Genomic DNA, 20,295 nt, shown 5'->3' on the forward strand with positions numbered 1-20,295 from the left:
GCCGTTCAGCCCGTTCCGGTTTCCGCGGCAATCTGTCTGCGTGACTTGCGCTCGCGTTCGGTCGCCGATTTCAACTGTCCGCAAGCGGCCATGATATCCTCACCCCGAGGCGTGCGGATGGGCGAAGCGTAGCCTGCCTTGTAGATGATATCGGCGAAGGTGCGGATGCGGTTGTTGGATGACCGTGTATAGGCCGACCCGGGCCATTCGTTGAACGGGATCAGGTTGATCTTGGCCGGGATGCCGTCGATCAGCTTGATCAGGCGGCGGGCGTCTTCATCGCTGTCATTCACGCCGTCCAGCATCACGTATTCAAAGGTGATTCGTTCGGAATTGGACACCTTGGGGTAGTCGCGCAGCGCGTCCAGCAGAGCGGCAATCGGCCAGCGCTTGTTGATCGGCACCAGCACGTCGCGCACCTCGTCGGTGGTGGCATGGAACGACACGGCCAGCTGGCAGCCGATTTCCTGCGCGGTGCGGGCAATTTCGGGCACCACGCCTGAGGTCGACAGCGTGATCCGGCGACGCGACAGTTGAATGCCGTCAGGGTCCATGGCGATCTTCATCGCGTCGCGCACGTTCTCGAAATTATACAGTGGCTCTCCCATCCCCATCAAGACAATGTTGGATAGTAGGCGGGTTTCGTTCTTGGGCGCGCCCTGCGTGGGCCATTCGCCCAGATCGTCGCGCGCGACCATGACCTGCCCGATGATCTCGGCACTGGTCAGGTTGCGGACCAGCTTTTGCGTGCCGGTGTGGCAGAAGGTGCAAGTGAGCGTGCAACCAACCTGGCTGGAGATACATAGCGTACCGCGATCGGTTTCAGGGATATAGACGACCTCGACCTCGTTACCGCCTGCGATCCGCACCAGATACTTGCGCGTGCCGTCCTCGGACACCTGTTTCGTCACGATTTCGGGCAGCGCGATTACGAACTTTTCCGCCAGCATCGCGCGGTAATCCTTGGACAGGTTCGTCATCGCCGCGAAATCACGCACGCCCCAGTGATAGATCCACTGCCAAATTTGCCCGACCCGCATCTTCGCCTGCTTTTCCGACGTGCCCGCGGCGATCAACGCCGCGCGCATCGCGTCGCGTGTCATGCCGACAAGGTTCGGCAGCCCGCCCGGCGCATCCTTGCGGGGCAGGGTCAGCATGTCTTGCGTGATCGGGGCTTTGGCGGTCATGGGGAACCCTCGTGCGTGAAGTTGCGCCTCATATAAGCGAAAAGGCGCGGTTTCCAATGGAAAACCGCGCCCTGCCGTATGTGAGGTGGAATGACGCCTAGCCGGCGCAACGCCGCTCTGCCGCCTCGACCGCCGCAGTAAAGCCCAGCAGCGAGAACGTATCGGTCGTCACCGTGCCGCGGCCTGACCGCGCTGTGATCACGGCACTTGCACCGCGTTTCATCGCGGCGACGATGCGCTGGTCATCCTCTGGCGTAGCAGGCCAGGCCCATTCGCCCTCGGTGAACAGCTGGAAAGTCGTGCCCCCGATATCGAGGTTTGCGGTGGAGCCGCTTGCAAAGGGGTATCCACCGGTAAATGCCACCTGACCCTGCACCGATGCACCGGGGCGGTAGAACACGAACAGCAAGATGTCACCACGCCGGACGGTCACGACATTGCCGTCGCGGGTGTTCACGGTTTCTTTGGGGGCCGATACGCCCCAGCATTCCTTTGGATCGTCCTCCACGAATACGCTCCAGTCCGTATTCGCGGCGACACGGTTATTGCTTTCCTGCGCGTGGACGGGGGCCGTCATACCAAGTGCTGCAATGGCGCCGATCATCCCGTAAAACTTCAATTTCATAACTACAGCCTCCAAGCTGTCCTTGCCTCTGGTTGCCCCGACCCGCGCCGCGGTGCTGCATATGTCCAGCGATGCGCCGGGCTGCGCCTTCTGATGGCACTTTTCCGGCTGGCGGGGGCGGTTTCAACGCGATAGGCAAGGTGGTAGCAAAAAACCGCCCGGGTTTGAAAGCCCTGATCGCGCCTGTCGGTGGGCCGATGCGGCGAAAGGGCGCGGCGCAGAAAGGGGGCTTCATGGACAATACGGTCGATCTGGTCGAAATCTGGCGTGGTGACCTGCTGGAGTCCGTGCATCGGGGTCACGCCGTGGTGTGCGGTGCGGACGGTGAAATCCTGCACGCTTGGGGCGATCCACAGGCAGTCGTCTATCCGCGGTCATCCTCCAAGATGCTGCAGGCCCTGCCGTTGATTGAAAGCGGGGCGGCCGACGCGCATCGCCTGACGGATGAGCAATTGGCACTGGCCTGCGCCTCGCATCAGGGGGCCGACGTCCACTCGGCAAAGGTCGGCGCTTGGCTCGACCACCTGGGGCTGAGAGACGACGATTTTCGCTGCGGTCCGCAGGAATCGCGCGATCTGGCCGTCCGCAACCGTATGATCTGTGCGGGCGAAAGTCCTTGCCAGATTCACAACAATTGTTCGGGCAAACACGCGGGGTTTCTCACGCTGACGCAGCATCTGAACGCGGGGCCGGACTATCACGAGATTGGCCACCCCGTGCAGCAGGCCTGCAAGGCCGCTTTCGAGGAGGTCACGCAGGAGACTTCGCCGCTCTGGGGTGTCGATGGCTGTTCCGCCCCGAACCACGCCTGCACCATGCACGGTATGGCGCGCGCCATGGCGTTTTTTGCGACTGCGCAGGACCGCAGCGACACGCGCTCAAAGGCCGCCGCACGCCTGACACAATCCATGGCCACCTACCCGGAGCTTGTCGCAGGTGAAACGCGTGCCTGTACGGACCTGATGCGCGCGATGGACCACAAGGTTGCGATCAAGACTGGGGCCGAAGGGTATTTTATCGCCATCATCCCTGAAAAACGGCTGGGTGTCGCGCTCAAGATCGCGGACGGTGCGACACGCGCGAGCGAGGCCGCGATTGCCGCGATCCTCGTCAAGCTGGGTGTGCTGGACCCTCAGCACCCCGCCACGCTGGCGCGCATGGCACCGCCTATCGCCAACTGGCGCGGCATCGTCACCGGCCAGATGCGCCCGGCTGCAAATCTAATTTAAGGAAACGCCATGCCCTTCACTCTTGCCACGTGGAACATCAACTCGGTTCGCCTGCGTGAACAACTGGTGGTCGATCTGATGACGCAGGAAGCACCGGACGTGCTCTGCCTTCAGGAATGCAAGAGCCCGGTCGACAAGATCCCGCAGGATCAGTTTCGCGACCTTGGCTACACCCATATGATCGCCCGCGGGCAAAAGGGCTATAACGGTGTCGCCATTCTGTCCAAACTGCCGCTGGTCGAAGTGGCCGCCTACGATTATGCCGCCCTGGGCCACGCGCGCCATGTCGCCGGGCGGTTGGAGAACGGCGTCACGATCCACAATTTCTATGTGCCCGCCGGTGGGGATGTGCCGGACAGCGCCATCAACGAAAAGTTCGGGCAGAAGCTGGACTACCTTTCGGAGATGCGGGATGCCTTCGCAGCCACACCACCCGAAAGGGCGATCCTGGTCGGCGACCTGAACATCGCCCCGCGCGAAGACGATGTGTGGGATCACAAGAAGCTGTTGAAGATCGTCAGCCATACGCCAGAAGAGGTCGCGGCCCTGACAGAGGTACAGCAGGCCGGCAACTGGGTCGACGTGACCCGGGCGGACATTCCCGATGGGCGGCTTTACAGTTGGTGGTCCTACCGTGCCAAGGATTGGGATGCGGCAGACAAGGGCCGCAGGCTTGATCACGTCTGGGCTACGGCGGATATTGCGGATCGCGCCAGTGGCAGCCGTATCCTGCGCGACGTGCGTGGCTGGGAGAAACCCAGCGACCACGCACCGGTATTCGCGCGTTTCGATCTTTGAGCCGTCGGGCGACGCGCGGCTGCGCCGACGCCCCGCCCGCCGTCCCGTCAACCCCAGAGATCGTTGATCCGTTCCGCAACGGCATGGCCGAGTATTTTATGTGAAGCCGCCGACAGGTGCACGCCGTCCTCGGGGCAGGAGGCGATGTGCTGACCGGCATCCAAGAAAATGATACCCCAACTGGACGCAAGCCGTTCATAGCGGTCCGCCAGCGCGGCCGAGGTCGCCGCCGCACCCAGCATGCCACTGGCGAAAGGGCCGCATTCCTGCACAGCGGGCGGGCAAATCAGCAGGATCTTCAGATCGGGATGCGCGGCGACAACTTCTGGGGCGTGTGCTATCGACAACAGCCCCGCGATCCCTGCGGTTATGCCGTCTGCATCCAGCCCGAAATGGGTTTTGGCATCGTTCGTCCCCAGCATCAGGGTCAGCACGTCGACGGGTTTGTGGCTGGCTAGGCTGATCCGCAGGCCAAGCCGCCCGTCCATATGCGCGCCCATGACCGGGTCCGCGCATGCGGCGGTCCGCCCGGGCAGCCCGTCTTCGACAAGGTGCCAGCCCGCACCCAATGCCGCCGCTGTCACGGTCGGCCAGCGGATGCCCGATGGGAACCGTTCGTGCAGGCCGATCTGCGTCATCGGTGGTGTGCCGTGGGTGTTGCTGTCGCCAAAGGTCAGGAACGTGCGGGTCATCCGAACAGGCTAGGGCTGTAGAGACGACGGGTAAACCGCCAAATGCCCCTTGGCGCGGCTGTTCCTTGCGCCCATATAGGCGGAACAATTTCAAAGGAGACAGCGATGATCGAGCTTGGCGGCACGCAGAAACCGGATACCGGCACCCATATCACCGAAGGCACCGACGCGACCTTTATGCAGGACGTGATCGAGGCATCGCAGACCGTGCCGGTCATCGTGGACTTCTGGGCGCCGTGGTGTGGCCCCTGCAAGACACTGGGTCCGGCGATCGAGGCTGCGGTGACAAAGGCCGTGGGCCGCGTGAAGCTGGTCAAAATCGACGTCGACGCCAACCCCGGATACGCAGGTCAGCTGCGCGTGCAGTCGATCCCGACGGTCTATGCGTTCCACAAGGGCCAGCCGGTCGATGGCTTTCAGGGTGCATTGCCGAATTCCGAAATCGACGCCTTCGTCGAGAAGATCGCGGCACTGGGTGGAGAGCCGGAGGACGACGGACTGGGTGCCGCCGTCGAAGCAGCCGAACAGATGCTGGAGGCTGGCGAGGCGACGGATGCCGCCGAAACATTTGCCGCCATCCTGCAGGAAGACCCGGTGAATGCACCGGCCTATGCAGGTCTTGTGCGCAGCTATCTTGCGCTTGGCGACTCAGAACAGGCCGAGGCGGTGCTGAACGGCGCACCTGCCGAAATTTCGCATGACCCGGCACTGGAAGCGGTCGCGGCCCAGATCGCGCTGACCAAAGAGGCGGAGAACGCCGGCCCGTTGGCCGATCTTGAGGCTGCCGTCGCGGCCGACCCCGATGACCATCAGGCGCGGTTCGACCTTGCCACGGCCCTGCATGCGAACGGCCAGACGGAGGCCGCGATCGACGCACTGCTCGATATATTCCGCAAGGCGCCGGAGTGGAACGACAACGCCGCGCGCACGCAGCTCTTCAAAATATTCGATTCGCTCAAGCCGAATGACCCTCTGGTCCTGAACGGGCGGCGCAAATTGTCGTCGCTGATATTTGCCTGAAGCGGGTCGCGGGCTAGTTCCCTGGTATGCCCCAGCGAAGAGACATGCCAGGAACGATCCCCGTGTTCCCGTTGCCCGGGGCGCTGCTCCTGCCGCGGTCGCAACTTCCGCTTCATATCTTCGAGCCGCGCTACCTCGCGATGATCGAGGACGTCATGAAAACGCCCGAGCGGCTGCTTGGCATGGTTCAGCCGTTCCAGGGACCGGAGCAGCGCGATCAGTTGCACAGGATTGGATGTGCCGGGCGTCTGACCGCGTTTTCCGAAACGGATGACGGGCGGTACATGATCACCCTGACAGGCGTATCGCGATTTCGTATCACGCAGGAGGTCGATGGCTTCACGGCCTATCGCCGCTGCGATGTCGATTGGGCAGGGTTCGAGCGTGATATGGACGGTGCCGAAAAGGACCCGTCGTTCAACAGGCCGGTCTTCATGAAAGCCCTGTCGCGCTTCTTTGCCGAACAGGGGCTGAAGACGGACTGGGAATCGCTGGACGAGGCGGATGACGAATTGCTGATCAATTCGCTGTCGATGCTGTGCCCCTTCGAGCCGGAGGACAAGCAGGCCCTTCTGGAGGCGCCGTCGCTATCGACCCGTCGCGAAACGCTTGCGACCCTGATGGAATTCGCCTGCCGCGGTGGGTCCGGAAGTGGAGAGGATCTGCTGCAATGAGTGATACGGGCTTTGACCCCAAGATGCTGGAATCGCTGGTCTGCCCGCAGACCGGGGCGACGCTGTCCTACGATGAAGAACGGCAGGAACTGGTCTCGAAGGCGGCTCATCTCGCCTTTCCGATCCGGGGCGGGATTCCGGTGATGCTGCTGGACGAAGCGCGCAAGCTCGATTGACAGGACGTCTTGCATTAACGAAAATTTTGGATTTTCCGGCTCATTTTGGTTTTACGATACCAATGAGGATTGATGCCATGCGTGTGACCCGCCACCCCGCCGATGAGCTTTCGGATATTCGTAACGATATCAGACGCCTGCGTGCCCGAGAGGCATTCCTCCGGCGCGGGTTTCTGAACGACAGCCTGCCGCGTGTCGGGCAGGATGTGGTTGCGCAGGTCAAACCCTTGGTCAGACGTGTTTTTCTCCGCGAAAAGCTGCCGCATCACATCCTTGAGGATGAGACGTTCTGGCGTACCGAGCGTGTGGATGAAGTTGAATGCGCTCCTGCTCCGGGCGCTGCGGGGATGCATTCCGCCGGTTTCATGGACATGGCCGGATAGTCAGGCCCGATTACGTTTAGCCGCGCATCAGTTTTGGCAACTCACCGGAAAGCCCGGCGGCGTGTCGGATGATTCCACGGCGCAGCGCAGGGGTGGCGTTGACAAGGCCCATCCCGAGATCGCGTACAGTACGCAAGAGCGGGTTGTCGTTCGAAAAGAGACGATTGAAAATGTCGGTGGCCGCGGCGAGCGTTGCAATATCGCCGCGTCGCCAGCGGTCATAGCGCGCAAGGGTTTGCGCGCCGCCGATGTCCTCACCGCGCGCGCGCGCTTCTTGCAGGACCTGTGCAAGGGCCGCAATATCCTTGAAACCGGCGTTCAGGCCCTGACCGGCGATCGGATGTACCCCATGCGCGGCATCGCCGACCAACGCCACCCGGTCGGCAGTCAGCGATTGTGCCAGTGACAGCCCCAGCGGATAGGCGTATCGCGCGCCGGTCAGGCTGATCTCGCCCAGAAAACTGCCGAAGGCCGGGCGCAGGGCGTCAAGAAACGCCTTGTTGTCCAGACCTGCCAGAACCTCGGCGCGCGGGATCGCCTCTGACCAGACGATTGCGCTGCGGTTGCCGGTGAGCGGCAGAATGGCCAGCGGACCGCCCGGCATAAAGAACTGATGGGCGATGCCGTGATGCGGTTTTTCGTGGGTTACGGCACAGACAAGCGCCGTCTGGTCGTAACCCCAAGCGGTGCGCCTGATCCCCGCTCGCTTCGCGGTACCGCTGCCGCGCCCGTCGCAACCTGCAAGGATCGCGCCGTCAATCACGGTCGCGTCGTCAAGTGTGACGCTGATACCTGCCGACACCGGATTTTGTTGCGTCACCGTGGCCCCAGCCAGATGCGTGATCCGCTCTTCTTCCGCGACGGCGTCGAGCAGGGCCGCCCGCAAATGCCGATCTTCGACCATGAAACCCATCGGCCCTTCCTCGATCTCGGCATGATCGAAATGCATCATCCACGGGCTTGGCCCTTCCCCGGCACGTCCGTCCGTGACCTTGATATCCAGCATCGGCTGCGCCTGTTTCGCGATCCGGTGCCAGACGCCGATCCGGTTCAACAGACGTTGGGACGCAAGCGCGATGGCATATGCACGCCCGTCGAAATCATCCGCCGCCCGCGTCGCAAGTGGCAGCGCATCGATCAACGTCGTGCGGAAGCCTGCCTGCGCCACCGCAAGCGCGAGGGCCGGGCCATTCAGGCCGCCGCCGGTGATGATGATGTCGGTATCCATTGCGGTAAATATGCGCGGCGGCACGGGATTGTCCATGCGGCGCGGCGCCGCTACGGTTTGCCGGATCAGCCGAAAGGAACACACATGCAGGACTGGCTCTGGATGACGGCGGCGGACCTTGGGCGTGGCATCGCAGCGGGTAGCATTGACCCCGTCGCGCTGACCGAAACGTATCTTGCGGCAATTGACGCACATCAGCACCGCGACCGCATCTATGCGCGCGTCACCCATGACCGCGCCCGGGCGGAGGCAGCGGCGGCAGGCGCGCGGGCAGGGGCGGGTTTGCGACGCGGGCCGCTCGACGGTGTGCCGGTCTCGTGGAAGGATCTGTTCGATACTGCCGGTATCGGCACCGAGGCTGGGACGAGGCTGATGGACGGGCGCGTGCCCGACAGCGACGCGGCAGTTATGGCAACTGCAACCGGTGCGGGGCTGGTCTGCCTGGGCAAGACCCATATGTCGGAAATCGCGTTTTCGGGGTTGGGTCTCAATCCCGTCATGGGCACGCCACCCTGCAAAAACGACGCAAATGCAGTGCCCGGTGGGTCCTCATCCGGGGCTGCCGCATCCGTGGCGTTTGGTCTTGCCGCGGCGGCGGTCGGGTCCGACACAGGTGGGTCCGTGCGCATTCCCGCGGCCTGGAATGATCTTGTGGGCCTGAAGACGACACATGGCCGTATCCCGCTTGATGGTGTCGTGCCCCTGTGCCTGACGTTCGACACGGTCGGCCCGCTCTGCCGGTCGGTCGAGGATACGGCACTGATGTTGGCGGCGCTTGAGGATCGACCGGCACCCGATCTGACATCGGCATCGCTGTCCGGTGTGCGGCTGCGAGTTCTCGATACGATTTCACATGATGACCTGCGCGATGCGCCGCGCGCCGCGTTCAGCGATGCTGTCGAAAAGCTGAAGGCCGCGGGGGCCACGGTCGACCATTGGTCGTTCCCGCCGCTGACCGACGCTTTTGCAGTGGCAGGAAATCTTTACGCTGCCGACAGCTATGGCTGGTGGCGTGATCTGGTCGAAGCGTATCCGGAGCGCATGTTCCCGCAAATTCTGGAACGTGTGCGGGGCGGGCAATCCGTCTCCGGTGCGGACTACTGTGCCGGTTGGAACCTTTTGCACGACATTCGCCGACAATACGCAGCAGAGAGTGCCGGTGCTGACGCGGTCCTGCTGCCGACTGCGCCGACGATGCCGCCTGACAGCCAGCGCCTGCTGGATGACGATGCCTACTACAAGACCCAAAACCTGCTGGCCCTGCGCAATACGCGTATCGCCAATCTGCTGGATATCGCATCGCTGACAGTGCCGACGGGAACACCCTCCTGCGGATTGATGCTGAACGGACGCACCGGCGGAGAAGCGGCATTGTTGCGTCTGGGGGCTGCGGTCGAAACGGTCCTGGCATCCTGATCCCGCCGATGACGGGCGGCTCAAAAGACACAACTGTCGTTTTCCGCCCGTCGCCAAGTCATTGAATTTCTGGACAGCGCCCCGCGATTGCCGCTAGTTTGACTGCAATGCGAGGCGTCAACGATCTCGCGACCGAGGCAGTTATGACTTATCCAGAGCGGTTTTCAGCCCTTCCGGCGCCGACGTGGCCACGTCTGCGTGCGTTATTGGACCATCGCCACCCGGGCGGTGACGTCATCGACATGACTATCGGCACCCCGATGCACGACATGCCCGCTTTTGTCGGCCCCCTGATCGCCGAGAATATCGGCGGGTTTCGCGGCTACCCTGACAATAACGGTGTGCCCGCGCTGCTGGAGGCGATCGCACTGTGGCTCGATCGGCGCTATGGCGTGACAATCGGAATTGATCGGATCATGGCCCTGAACGGCACGCGCGAAGGGCTTTACAATGCCGCCATCGCGCTGAACCCCGAAACCAGGAACGGCGAGACGCCTGTCATCCTGCTGCCCAATCCGTTCTACACGTCTTACCCGTCGGCTGCGGCGGCTGTCGGCGCGGACAGCGTCTTTGTCCCCGCCGAGCGACAAAACGGCTATCTGCCGGATTTTTCATCGTTGCCTGCCGACGTGCTGCGTCGCACGACGATTGCCTATGTCGGATCACCGACAAACCCGCACGGGGCGATGGCTGACGCCGAGTACTGGTCCGATCTGATCGGACTGGCCGAAATGCATGACTTCAAGATTTTTGCCGACGAGTGTTACTCCGAAATCTATCGGGACACGCCGCCGACAGGCGCTCTGGAAATGGTGCAGCGGCTGGGCGCGGACCCGGAGCGTGTGCTAGTTTTCCATTCCCTGTCGAAGCGATCCAACCTTGCCGGGTTGCGGTCCGGCTTTGTCGCGGGCGGGACCGAAAGCATCGCGCGTATCCGCCGGATGCGCGCCTATTCCGGCTCTCCGGTGCCGGGACCGCTGCAGGTGGTGTCCGCTGCGGCCTGGCTCGATGAAACCCACGTCGATCAATCGCGTGCGATCTACCAGCAGAAATACGAGATCGCCGACAACATTCTCGGGCAGGTGCCGGGCTACCTGTCACCGCAAGCCGGCTTTTTCCTGTGGTTGCCCGTGGACGACGGCGAGGCTGCGGCGGTGAAACTCTGGGAAGCGACCGGGGTCAAGACCTTGCCCGGCGCATATCTGTGCAAGGACATCGACGGGGCGAACCCTGGTGACACATTTATCAGGGCCGCGCTTGTGGCCCCAACACAAGACGTGCAGCGCGGGCTGACCCATATCCGCGACTGCATCTACGGCTAAGGGACGAAACATGGCATCATATCAGGCACGCAAACGCGATCCGCTGCTCGACAGCAACACACAGGCGGTGATCGAGAAACGCAGCAAGGAACTTTTGGGCCTTGGCTTGATCGTGGCCGGGTTGATGTTTGCGGCGATGGTATTCAGTTATGCCGCCGATGACCCAAGCTGGATTTCGGCGACCGACGCACCGGTACAGAACTGGATGGGCCGGATCGGTGCATCGGCTGCTGCAACGCTCGTGATGATCGTGGGTAAGGGTATCTGGGTGGTTCCTGTCGTCCTTGTCGGCTGGGGCGTGCGGTTCGTGTTGCACATGGGTAGTGATCGCGCGATCGCGCGGGTCATTTTTGCCCCGATCGCCGTCGCTGCCGCGTCGCTCTATGCCGCGACCCTGACCGCCGGCGTGAACTGGCCGCCGAACTTTGGTCTTGGGGGTCTCTTCGGCGATACGGCTTTGGGCATGTTGTTGAATATCCTGCCGTTCGGTCCGATTTTTTCGGTGAAGATGATGTCGCTCCTGACGGGGCTAGTCGTCGTGGCGCTGGTGATCTATGTGCTTGGTTTCGTGAAAGAAGAGGTCAAGACCGGTCTGCGCACGGCCTTTATCGGTTGTGTGATGCTTTATGCGTTGATCCTGCGCGTCATCGGACGCGGGGCTTCTGTCGCCGCACAGACGGCGCAGGGCGTCGGTGGCACGATTGCCGCGCGCCGCGAACAGTCCCGCGAGGCGCGGGAAACACGCATGGCGTTTGCCGCAGAGGAGGCCGCCGCCCAGCAGGCTATCCCGGAACCCGATATGAAAGCCCGTGCAGCCGCGGTCGTGCGTGCCAATATGGCACAGTCGCAGCCCGGTGTGGTGACGGCAGAGGGGCGCAAGATGCCACCCGTCACACGTCAACGGGCAGCGGTTGAAGAGCCGGTCCTTGCGGCACCGGCCCGCACAGCGCCGCAACCCGCAAGCCAACCCGGCGGTGGATTTCTTTCCAGCCTGCTCAAGCGGTCCGATCCGATGCCTGAACCGGAACTGGTCAGCGCCGACGTCATGGCAGCGGCGGACGCGCCCGATGACGACCGGATCAGCGCCCGGATTTCCGATGCGATCCGCAGTCGGGCCGGGGGCATCGTGCCCAAGGCCGTAGCCGCCCGCGTCGAACCCCGCCTGACCGGCGGCAAGGGACCGCGCCCCCTGTTACTGAATACGGACCCGGTTGAAGTGCCGGCGCAGGCCGCCGTCGCCATGGATACCATGATGGACATGGAAGAGGATGGCGCGGTTCTGCTGGCCGATGACACACCCGCGCCACGACAGGCTCCGCTGATCCGCGCGCGTCTGCCGCAGTCGGAAGCCGCACCGCTGACCGCAGAGCCGCTCTATGACCCCGAAGCCCCCGTCGCGGTCCCGGCAGGCGAGGCAAAGAAGGTCGTCCAGCATCCACTGAAACGCGCCACCATGCCGTCGAAAAAGGCGCTCGCCGAATCCCAGCCAAAATTGCAGTTCGAGGACAAGTATGCCGATTACGAATGTCCGCCGCTTTCGCTACTGACAAGCCCGGACACGATCAAACGGCATCATCTGTCCGATGAGGCGCTGGAAGAAAACGCGCGCATGCTGGAAAGCGTGCTGGACGACTACGGCGTGAAGGGTGAGATCGTGTCGGTCCGTCCCGGTCCGGTCGTCACCATGTATGAACTCGAACCCGCCCCCGGTTTGAAAGCGTCCCGCGTGATCGGGCTGGCCGACGATATCGCCCGCTCCATGTCGGCCCTGTCCGCGCGTGTGTCCACCGTTCCGGGCCGGTCGGTTATCGGGATTGAACTGCCCAACGAAAACCGCGAGATGGTGGTGCTGCGCGAAATGCTCGCCGCCCGCGATTTCGGCGACAGCAACATGAAATTGTCGCTTGCGCTTGGCAAGGACATCGGTGGCGAGCCGATCATCGCCAACCTCGCCAAGATGCCGCACCTTCTGATCGCGGGAACGACCGGTTCCGGCAAGTCCGTGGCGATCAACACCATGATCCTGTCGCTGCTCTACAAGCTGACGCCCGAAGAATGCCGGATGATCATGATCGACCCCAAGATGCTGGAATTGTCGGTTTACGACGGCATCCCGCACCTTCTCTCACCTGTCGTGACGGACCCGAAAAAGGCAGTCGTCGCCCTGAAATGGGTCGTGGGCGAGATGGAAGAACGCTACCGCAAGATGTCCAAGATGGGCGTGCGCAACATCGACGGCTACAACGGCCGCGTAAAGGACGCGCTGTCGAAAGACGAGTTGTTCAGCCGCACCGTGCAGACCGGATTCGACGATGAAACCGGCGAACCGGTGTTCGAGACGGAGGAATTCCAGCCCGAGGTTCTGCCCTATATCGTCGTAATCGTCGACGAGATGGCCGACCTGATGATGGTCGCGGGCAAGGAGATCGAGGCCTGCATCCAGCGGCTTGCACAGATGGCGCGGGCGTCCGGCATCCACCTGATCATGGCGACGCAGCGCCCCTCGGTCGACGTCATCACCGGTACGATCAAGGCGAACTTCCCCACGCGCATTTCCTTCCAGGTTACGTCGAAGATCGACAGCCGTACCATTCTTGGTGAACAGGGCGCTGAACAACTGCTGGGTATGGGCGACATGCTTTACATGGCGGGCGGGTCCAAGATCACCCGCGTGCACGGTCCGTTCTGTTCCGACGAAGAGGTCGAGGAGATCGTGAATTTCCTCAAGGGCTTCGGCCCGCCTGAGTATATGTCCGGTGTGGTCGACGGCCCGTCCGAGGATGCCGAAAGCAGCATCGACCTGGTGCTGGGTCTGGGTGACGGGTCCGACAGCGAAAACGCACTTTACGATACCGCTGTCGCCATCGTCATCAAGGACCGCAAGTGCTCTACCTCCTACATTCAGCGCAAGCTGGCGATCGGCTACAACAAGGCCGCGCGTCTGGTCGAGCAGATGGAGGACGAGGGCGTCGTGTCCTCTGCCAATCATGTGGGCAAGCGCGAGATCCTGGTGCCTGAACAGCATTGACAGTTCTGACCTGACGGGCGCACCTCATGGTGCGGCACGATGTTTGCGCTGCCCTTCGGGCGTCGTGGTGCCTGCCGGCGGCGCGTATTTCCGGCAAGATAATACGAAGGATGCCATGCCTGTTATTGCCTGACGCCGGGCGTGATATCGCTTAACTGCTGGTCTAACCTCAGGGTGATACCTATCTTGAGCGGGAACAGATACCCGGACTGACGAAAGGTACAGTTATGTTAAGACGTTCATTCATCGCGCTGGGCGCTGCCGCGCTTGCGACACCCGCGTTGGTGACATCGGCCAGCGCGCAGGCGATTTCGCTGGATGCGATTTCCGGCTACCTCAACGGGCTACAGACAGCTCAGGGCGGCTTCACCCAGATCAACGGTGACGGTACCCTGTCCACGGGCCAAATCTATATCAAGCGGCCGGGGCGTATCCGGTTTGAATACAATCCGCCCGATAACTCCCTGATGGTCGCGGGTGGTGGACAGGTGGCGATTTTCGATCCACGGTCAAACACTGGGCCGGATCAGTATCCGCTGAACCAGACGCCGCTGAAGATCATTCTGGAAAGCAACGTGAACCTTGGTCGCGCGCGGATGGTGACTGCGCATACATCCGACGGGACCAGCACGACGGTCACCGCGCAAGACCCCGACAACCCGCAATACGGCAATATCCAGATGGTTTTCACCAACAATCCGGTGGAATTGCGTCAGTGGATCGTGACCGACGACACCGGCACCCAGACAACCGTGATCCTGAACGATCTGGTGCGTGGCGGATCGATCAGCGAAATAAAATTCAACATTATCGCTGAATTGAACCGCTGGAATAACTGACCAGCGCGTGACGAACGCGGAAAGGGGCAGCCGCATGGGCTGCCCTTTGCGTTTTCAGATCTTGCCGCAGGACCGCAGTTGCGCCCCGTAAAGCACGGCGCGTTGCTCCACCTCGCCGGCAATCCGGATCAGCCATGCCTTGCGGCGCCACGTGCCGCGCAGATAGCCGGAGCGCCCATCGTGATAGGCCAGGTATTGGTTGCGTGTGTCATGAAGTGGCACCCCGGTTTCACGCACCGTGGCGGTCATGTACCAGCCCATGAAATCCGTGGCGTCCCAAATATCCTCGCGGTCGGCGCCGCTGCCGCCGGGACCGGCGCGATACTCGTCCCAGGTGCCGTCCAGCGCCTGCGAATACCCCAGCGCCGAGGATTGCCGCCCGATCGGGATGACGCCCAGCGCGTATTGATGCGGCGGACGGTTATTGGAGATGAACTTACTCTCCTGATAGATCATGGCCATGATCGTGGGGATCGGCACGCCGTATTTGCGTTCGACCGCGCGAAAGGCGCGCAGGTATTCGGGGCGTTCGTTGACGATGGCGCAGGCGTTTTCCAGATCGCGCGGGGCCGTGCCATAGCCACTGCTACAGCTGCCCAGAATCACCAGAACGACTATTGCGCGAAAGAGTTTGCTCATCTGCCTCTCGCTTGTTTGTCTTATTTTACGGACAACCTAGCAAAGAACGGCAGGTCTGTGAACGGCAAACGCATAACCGTCAGATCACAAATGCAAGGATAAGCGGTAAAGTGACCACGGACAGAAGTGTCGACACCACGACGAGTCCCGCCACCGGTTTGGCATCCGCACCATATTTTTCCGCCAGAAGGTAGGATGTGACGGCGACGGGCGTGGCGACCTGTACGATCAGCACGCTGGTCGCGACCGGGTCCAGCGCGAACCAGACCGCGGCCACCCAGGCGGCACCCACACAGATCGCAACCTTGGCGACCGAGAGTACGACCGCCTGACCCAATGCGCGTGTTTCCAGCCGGGCCACGGCGACACCCAGCGTAATCAGCATCACGGGAATCGCGATCTGCCCGATCAGGCTCAGCGTGTTGGTCAGGAATTCCGGTGTTTCCCAGCCCTGCCACAAAAACAGAGCGCCAAGCAGCGTCGCGGCCACCAGCGGCTCGCGCACGACGCGCCAGAGCGATCCGCCACCGGCCACGACCCAGATGCCGATTGTAAAAGACAGGATCGCCATGACGGCAAATACGACAACAGCGTAGCCCAAGCCGGTTTCACCGAAAGCGAACAGCGCCAGCGGCAGCCCCAAGTTGCCTGTGTTGCCGAAGGTCAGCGGCGCGAGGAATGTCGGAATGTCCAGCCGTGCCAGTTTCACCACGACCAGACAGGCGACACCGACCAATCCGTAGGCCACGAAACTCGCCAGCGACAAAGCGGCGAGCGCAGTCGGGTCGATCTCTGTTTGCATCAGGGCCACGAAGATCAGGCAAGGCACAGACAGGGTCATGGCGAGCCGGGTGACGAACTCGACCCGATATTCGAACCCAAGCCTGACCCAGACGAAACCCACCGCCGCCAGCAGAAAAACCGGTGCGGTGATGTTCAGGACTGTCAGTGCAAGGTTCACAGACTGTTTCCTCTGATTCGCGGTGTTTGGCGTGGACAGCGCCCCTTTTTGGCGTCTAGTAGAGGAGCGGGGGTTCCGTTTCCATGTTCAAGACGCGCGCAAAATATCATCTGGGCCAGATCGTCCGCCACCGCAAGCACCCGTTTCGCGGTGTTGTCTTTGACGTGGATGCCATGTTTTCGAATACCGACGCCTGGTACGAAGCGATCCCCGAGGACAGCCGCCCGTCGAAAGATCAGCCGTTCTATCATCTGCTCGCTGAAAACGATCAAAGTTACTACGTGGCCTACGTGTCGGAACAGAACCTTGTTGCCGACTACTCAGGTCAGCCGGTCGAACACCCCGACCTTGACGACCTGTTCGGACCTTTCGAGGATGGTCAGTATCCGCTGCAGGTGCAGTTGAACTAGCGCCTTTTATGCAGCGGTCGGGTGGGTTTCACCCCATCACTTGCAACCATCAATACCCCAACGCGCATCCGTCCTTGCGCGGGTCCGAAGCACCTTCCAGCACGCCGCTGTCGTGCACCGCGATCGCCTGCGCTCCGCCGATGGGACCGGGCGGTGTCACCACGGTGTGTCCCAGATCGACCAACTCCTGTCGGACCGTGTCTGAATATCCGGTCTCGACCCGCAACTCGCCCGCATCGGCAAAGCAACGTGGGGCGTCGATTGCCGCCTGCGCCTCCATTCCGAAATCGCGCATGTTGCTGATGAACCGCGCGTGGCCGGTACACTGATAGGCCCCGCCCATCACGCCGAACGGCATGTAGGGCTTGCCGTCGCGCTTCAGCAGCCCCGGAATGATCGTATGCATCGGCCGCTTGCCCGGCGCCGCCTCGTTCGGGTGCCCTTCCCCCAGCGTGAAACCCGCGCCACGATTCTGGAACAGAATACCGAATTTGTCGGACGCCAGACCTGACCCGAACCCGTGAAAGATCGAATATATCAGCGACACGCACATCCGGTCGCTATCGACGACCGTGATATAGACGGTGTCCTTGTGCACCGCCCCAGCCCCCGGCAGTCCGGCGGGCAGGGCGCGATTAGGGTCGATCAGCGCCGCCAGCTTTTCCGCGATCTCGGGTGCCAGAATATGCTCCAGCCGGGTCATGTGATCCGGGTCCGCGACCATCCGGTTGCGCGCATCATATGCCAGTTTCGTCGCCTCCGCCTCGATATGCGCGCGGGCTGCCCCCAGCGGGTCCATTCCGCTCAGATCGAAATGCTTGAGGATGTTCAGGATCAGGATCGCCACCGCACCTTGTCCATTCGGCGGATGCTCGTACAGGTCCAGCCCGCCATAGCTCCCGGTCACTGGATCGGTGTAGTCGCAGGCGACGCCCGCGAAATCATCCAGCGTATGTGTGCCACCCATTGCGTTCAGCGACGCGACCATATCCTCGGCCACCTCGCCCTCGTAGAACCCGGCCCGGCCGTCCATCGCGATCCGGCGCAGTACCTCGGCTTGTCCAGGTGCCCGGAATATCTGGCCTGTCCGCGGTGCCGCGCCATCCAGCAGGTAGGTGTCCCGCGCCGCGCCTTGCAGATCACCGGCCAACTGCGCCCAGTCGAACGCTACGCGCGGCGCCACCGGCACACCGGCCTCGGCATAGTGGATCGCGGGGGCAAGTGCCGCTTTCAGCCCCAACCGCCCGTGGTCTTTCGACAACCTGCAGAACGCGTCGACCGCGCCCGGCAGCGTCACTGCTTCCACCCCGTGCACAGGGACCGTCCTGTGTCCCGCGGCCCGCAATGCTGCCGCATCGAACCCGGCGGGCGCACGCCCGGATCCGTTCAGCGCGATTACCTCGTCCGATCCGGGTGGCGTCATCAGCACGAAACAGTCGCCGCCGATTCCCGTCATTTGCGGCTCGCACAACCCAAGCAGCACCGCCCCGGCGATGGCGGCGTCCACCGCGTTGCCGCCTGCCTCCAGCATCTGCACGGCGACCTTGGCCGCCAACGGATGTGACGTGGCACACAGGCCGTTCGTCGCAAAGGTGGCGGACCGGCCACCTGCGGAAAAGTCGCGCATGGAAAAACTCCCTCTGGATCACGGTCGATCCTAGGGATTTCGGGTCGCGCGGCAATGGGGGGAACGTATCCGGCACCGCGCCACTGGGTGGGGGCTATAACGACGCGGTACCGGATGAAGCTATGCAGCTACAGATGCAGGTTTGCCCACCGGGTCGGGCATTTCCATGATCACAATGCGGCACTTTCAGGGCTTTCACTTCGGCGCGGCGGTCCTTACCTTTCGCGCAACCGGTTTCAGGAGGGGTGCCATGAAAGATGTCGTCATCACGGGGGCCGCCCGCACCGCAATGGGCGGGTTTCAGGGCGTTTTCGCCGATACCGATGCCGCGATCCTTGGCGGTGCTGCAATCCGCGCGGCCCTCGCACCGCTCGACGGGCCACAGGTCGACGAGGTGCTCATGGGATGTGTCCTGCCCGCAGGGCAAGGGCAGGCCCCCGCGCGTCAGGCCGGTTTCGCCGCCGGTCTGGGAGAGGATGTGCCGGCCACGACCCTCAACAAGATGTGCGGATCGGGGATGAAAGCGGCGATGATGGCGTTCGATGCGCTGGCACTTGGGCAGGCGACCACCATCGTCGCGGGCGGGATGGAAAGCATGACGAACGCGCCGTACCTCATGCCGAAAATGCGCGGCGGAGCCCGCATCGGACACGCGCAGGTCATCGACAGCATGTTCCTCGACGGGCTGGAAGACGCCTATGACAAGGGCCGCCTGATGGGCACCTTCGCCGAGGACTGCGCCGAGAAATTCCAGTTCACCCGCGAAGCACAGGACGACTATGCGCTTACCTCGCTATCGAACGCCAAAGCCGCGCAATCCAGCGGCGCGTTCGCCGCCGAGATCACGCCGGTTACCCTGACCACACGCAAGGGCGACACGGTGATCGCCGAAGACGAACAGCCCGGCCGCGCGATGCCCGACAAGATCCCCCACCTCAAACCCGCCTTCCGCAAGGACGGCACGGTGACGGCGGCGAACGCGTCGTCGATATCGGACGGAGCCGCGGCGCTCGTCCTGCAAACCGCTGACACTAGCTCCGGCTTGATCCGCGCCCATATTCGCGGCCACGCCACCCACGCGCAGGCCCCCGGCTGGTTCACCACCGCCCCCGTGCCGGCCGCGCAAAAGCTGATGAAGCGCCTGGGCTGGACCACCGCCGACGTGGACCTGTGGGAAGTGAACGAGGCTTTCGCCGTCGTGCCCATGGCCTTCATGCGTGAACTCGATATCCCGCGCGACCGGATCAACGTGAACGGCGGTGCCTGCGCGCTGGGCCACCCCATCGGCGCGTCGGGTGCGCGTATTATCGTGACGCTTTTGCACGCGCTGGAGGCTCGCGACCTCAAGCGCGGCATCGCCGCCATCTGTATCGGCGGGGGCGAAGGCACGGCCATCGCCCTCGAACGGCCCTGACCATCTGCATTATCTTGCTGAAAATACTCGAAATACTGGGGCGGCGCAGCCGCCCCGGCCCTGCGACGCGCGTAGCGCGGCGCAATACCTCTGACGGATCACCACATGAAAATCGACTACAACCACATCGCCAAGACCATCGCCGCCCTGACCGAGGGCGAGGACGATTCCATCGCCCTCATGGCCACCATGGTCTGCGAACTGCACCATGCCGACGACCGCTTCGACTGGACCGGCTTCTACCGAGTGACTGGCCCGGAGATGCTCAAGATCGGCCCTTATCAGGGCGGTCACGGCTGCCTGCAAATTCCGTTCTCGCGCGGCGTTTGCGGTGCCGCGGCACGCACGGGCGAAACGCAAATCGTCGATGATGTCGATGCTTTCCCCAGACATATCGCCTGTGCGTCTTCCACCCGGTCAGAGATCGTCCTGCCGGTTTGGAAAGCCGACGGTGACCTGATCGCCGTCCTTGACATCGACAGTGACCGGCCCGCGGCCTTTGATGCAGAGGATGCGAAGGCATTGGCGAATATCCTGCGTTCGGTTTTCGCGCGTGGTTAGTCACTCACATCGCGGGCGTGAAATTTTGCTTTGAAATTTCACGAAGCCATGCGAGGTTTCATGTAA

20 protein-coding genes are annotated in these 20,295 nt (G+C 62.6%); 13 read left to right on the forward strand and 7 right to left on the reverse strand.

All coding sequences use genetic code 11. The features are described 5' to 3' along the window. Positions 1-5 precede the first annotated feature (5 nt). Both rlmN and AC04PH_RS13210 read right to left on the reverse strand, forming a co-directional pair. Entirely contained in the window at positions 6-1,187 is a 1,182-nt protein-coding gene (rlmN, locus tag AC04PH_RS13205; protein ID WP_483066284.1) for a dual-specificity RNA methyltransferase RlmN, read from the reverse strand. A gap of 97 nt (positions 1,188-1,284) precedes the next feature. Beyond that, positions 1,285-1,791, reverse strand: a complete 507-nt coding sequence (locus AC04PH_RS13210) for an invasion associated locus B family protein (protein WP_483066914.1) — start codon at positions 1,789-1,791, stop codon at positions 1,285-1,287. A gap of 254 nt (positions 1,792-2,045) precedes the next feature. On the opposite strand from AC04PH_RS13210, the gene AC04PH_RS13215 reads away from it, so the two are divergent. After that, the gene (locus AC04PH_RS13215; protein WP_483066285.1) at positions 2,046-3,041 is read left to right on the forward strand and encodes an asparaginase; all 996 of its coding nucleotides are present in this window, start codon (positions 2,046-2,048) and stop codon (positions 3,039-3,041) included. A gap of 9 nt (positions 3,042-3,050) precedes the next feature. After that, positions 3,051-3,839, forward strand: a complete 789-nt coding sequence (gene xth / locus AC04PH_RS13220) for an exodeoxyribonuclease III (RefSeq protein WP_483066286.1) — start codon at positions 3,051-3,053, stop codon at positions 3,837-3,839. Between the two features lie 47 nt (positions 3,840-3,886). On the opposite strand, the gene AC04PH_RS13225 is transcribed toward xth, so the two are convergent. Then, positions 3,887-4,531, reverse strand: coding sequence for a GDSL-type esterase/lipase family protein (locus AC04PH_RS13225; RefSeq protein ID WP_483066287.1), 645 nt, complete (start codon positions 4,529-4,531; stop codon positions 3,887-3,889). 105 nt (positions 4,532-4,636) lie between these two features. On the opposite strand from AC04PH_RS13225, the gene AC04PH_RS13230 reads away from it, so the two are divergent. From AC04PH_RS13230 to AC04PH_RS13245, 4 genes are read left to right on the forward strand one after another with little or no spacing between them, the layout of a single operon-like run. After that, positions 4,637-5,551 carry a tetratricopeptide repeat protein gene (locus AC04PH_RS13230; RefSeq protein WP_483066288.1) on the forward strand — a complete coding sequence of 305 codons (915 nt, stop codon included), beginning with the start codon at positions 4,637-4,639 and terminating at the stop codon, positions 5,549-5,551. Between the two features lie 26 nt (positions 5,552-5,577). Next, on the forward strand, positions 5,578-6,225 hold the full coding sequence (locus tag AC04PH_RS13235) for an LON peptidase substrate-binding domain-containing protein (RefSeq protein ID WP_483066289.1): 648 nt from the start codon (positions 5,578-5,580) through the stop codon (positions 6,223-6,225). Then, entirely contained in the window at positions 6,222-6,401 is a 180-nt protein-coding gene (locus AC04PH_RS13240; RefSeq protein WP_483066290.1) for a Trm112 family protein, read from the forward strand. Before AC04PH_RS13235 ends, AC04PH_RS13240 begins: the two co-directional genes overlap by 4 nt. Further along, on the forward strand, positions 6,398-6,784 hold the full coding sequence (locus AC04PH_RS13245; RefSeq protein ID WP_483066291.1) for a hypothetical protein: 387 nt from the start codon (positions 6,398-6,400) through the stop codon (positions 6,782-6,784). Before AC04PH_RS13240 ends, AC04PH_RS13245 begins: the two co-directional genes overlap by 4 nt. A gap of 16 nt (positions 6,785-6,800) precedes the next feature. On the opposite strand, the gene AC04PH_RS13250 is transcribed toward AC04PH_RS13245, so the two are convergent. Beyond that, a complete protein-coding gene (locus AC04PH_RS13250; RefSeq protein ID WP_483066292.1) occupies positions 6,801-8,048 on the reverse strand; it encodes a UbiH/UbiF/VisC/COQ6 family ubiquinone biosynthesis hydroxylase in 1,248 nt (415 codons plus the stop codon). Positions 8,049-8,096: 48 nt separating this feature from the next. Between AC04PH_RS13250 and AC04PH_RS13255 the strand changes: the two genes are divergently transcribed. The 4 genes from AC04PH_RS13255 (at position 8,097) to AC04PH_RS13270 (ending at position 14,617) form a co-directional block, all read left to right on the forward strand. After that, positions 8,097-9,428 carry an amidase gene (locus AC04PH_RS13255; protein ID WP_483066293.1) on the forward strand — a complete coding sequence of 444 codons (1,332 nt, stop codon included), beginning with the start codon at positions 8,097-8,099 and terminating at the stop codon, positions 9,426-9,428. 143 nt (positions 9,429-9,571) lie between these two features. After that, entirely contained in the window at positions 9,572-10,750 is a 1,179-nt protein-coding gene (locus AC04PH_RS13260) for an aminotransferase class I/II-fold pyridoxal phosphate-dependent enzyme (protein ID WP_483066294.1), read from the forward strand. Between the two features lie 10 nt (positions 10,751-10,760). After that, entirely contained in the window at positions 10,761-13,778 is a 3,018-nt protein-coding gene (locus AC04PH_RS13265; protein ID WP_483066295.1) for a DNA translocase FtsK, read from the forward strand. Positions 13,779-14,005: 227 nt separating this feature from the next. Continuing rightward, positions 14,006-14,617, forward strand: coding sequence for a LolA family protein (locus tag AC04PH_RS13270; protein ID WP_483066296.1), 612 nt, complete (start codon positions 14,006-14,008; stop codon positions 14,615-14,617). Positions 14,618-14,671: 54 nt separating this feature from the next. On the opposite strand, the gene AC04PH_RS13275 is transcribed toward AC04PH_RS13270, so the two are convergent. Together AC04PH_RS13275 and AC04PH_RS13280 are read right to left on the reverse strand one after the other, a co-directional pair. After that, positions 14,672-15,256: a transglycosylase SLT domain-containing protein gene (locus tag AC04PH_RS13275; RefSeq protein WP_483066297.1), complete on the reverse strand. Its 585-nt coding sequence runs from the start codon at positions 15,254-15,256 to the stop codon at positions 14,672-14,674. Positions 15,257-15,335: 79 nt separating this feature from the next. Beyond that, entirely contained in the window at positions 15,336-16,217 is an 882-nt protein-coding gene (locus AC04PH_RS13280) for an AEC family transporter (RefSeq protein WP_483066298.1), read from the reverse strand. Positions 16,218-16,300: 83 nt separating this feature from the next. Here AC04PH_RS13280 and hspQ point away from each other — a divergent pair, with 83 nt between their 5' ends. Next, a complete protein-coding gene (gene hspQ, locus AC04PH_RS13285) occupies positions 16,301-16,627 on the forward strand; it encodes a heat shock protein HspQ (protein ID WP_483066299.1) in 327 nt (108 codons plus the stop codon). Positions 16,628-16,676: 49 nt separating this feature from the next. Here the strand turns inward: hspQ and AC04PH_RS13290 are convergent, their stop codons facing one another. Then, entirely contained in the window at positions 16,677-18,254 is a 1,578-nt protein-coding gene (locus tag AC04PH_RS13290; protein WP_483066300.1) for a gamma-glutamyltransferase family protein, read from the reverse strand. Between the two features lie 250 nt (positions 18,255-18,504). On the opposite strand from AC04PH_RS13290, the gene AC04PH_RS13295 reads away from it, so the two are divergent. Both AC04PH_RS13295 and AC04PH_RS13300 read left to right on the forward strand, forming a co-directional pair. Then, positions 18,505-19,668: an acetyl-CoA C-acyltransferase gene (locus AC04PH_RS13295; protein ID WP_483066301.1), complete on the forward strand. Its 1,164-nt coding sequence runs from the start codon at positions 18,505-18,507 to the stop codon at positions 19,666-19,668. A 105-nt stretch (positions 19,669-19,773) separates the two neighbouring features. Next, a complete protein-coding gene (locus AC04PH_RS13300) occupies positions 19,774-20,229 on the forward strand; it encodes a GAF domain-containing protein (RefSeq protein WP_483066302.1) in 456 nt (151 codons plus the stop codon). The last annotated feature ends 66 nt before the right edge of the window (positions 20,230-20,295 follow it).

The sequence above is a fragment of the Yoonia sp. KMU-150 genome (assembly GCF_056858355.1).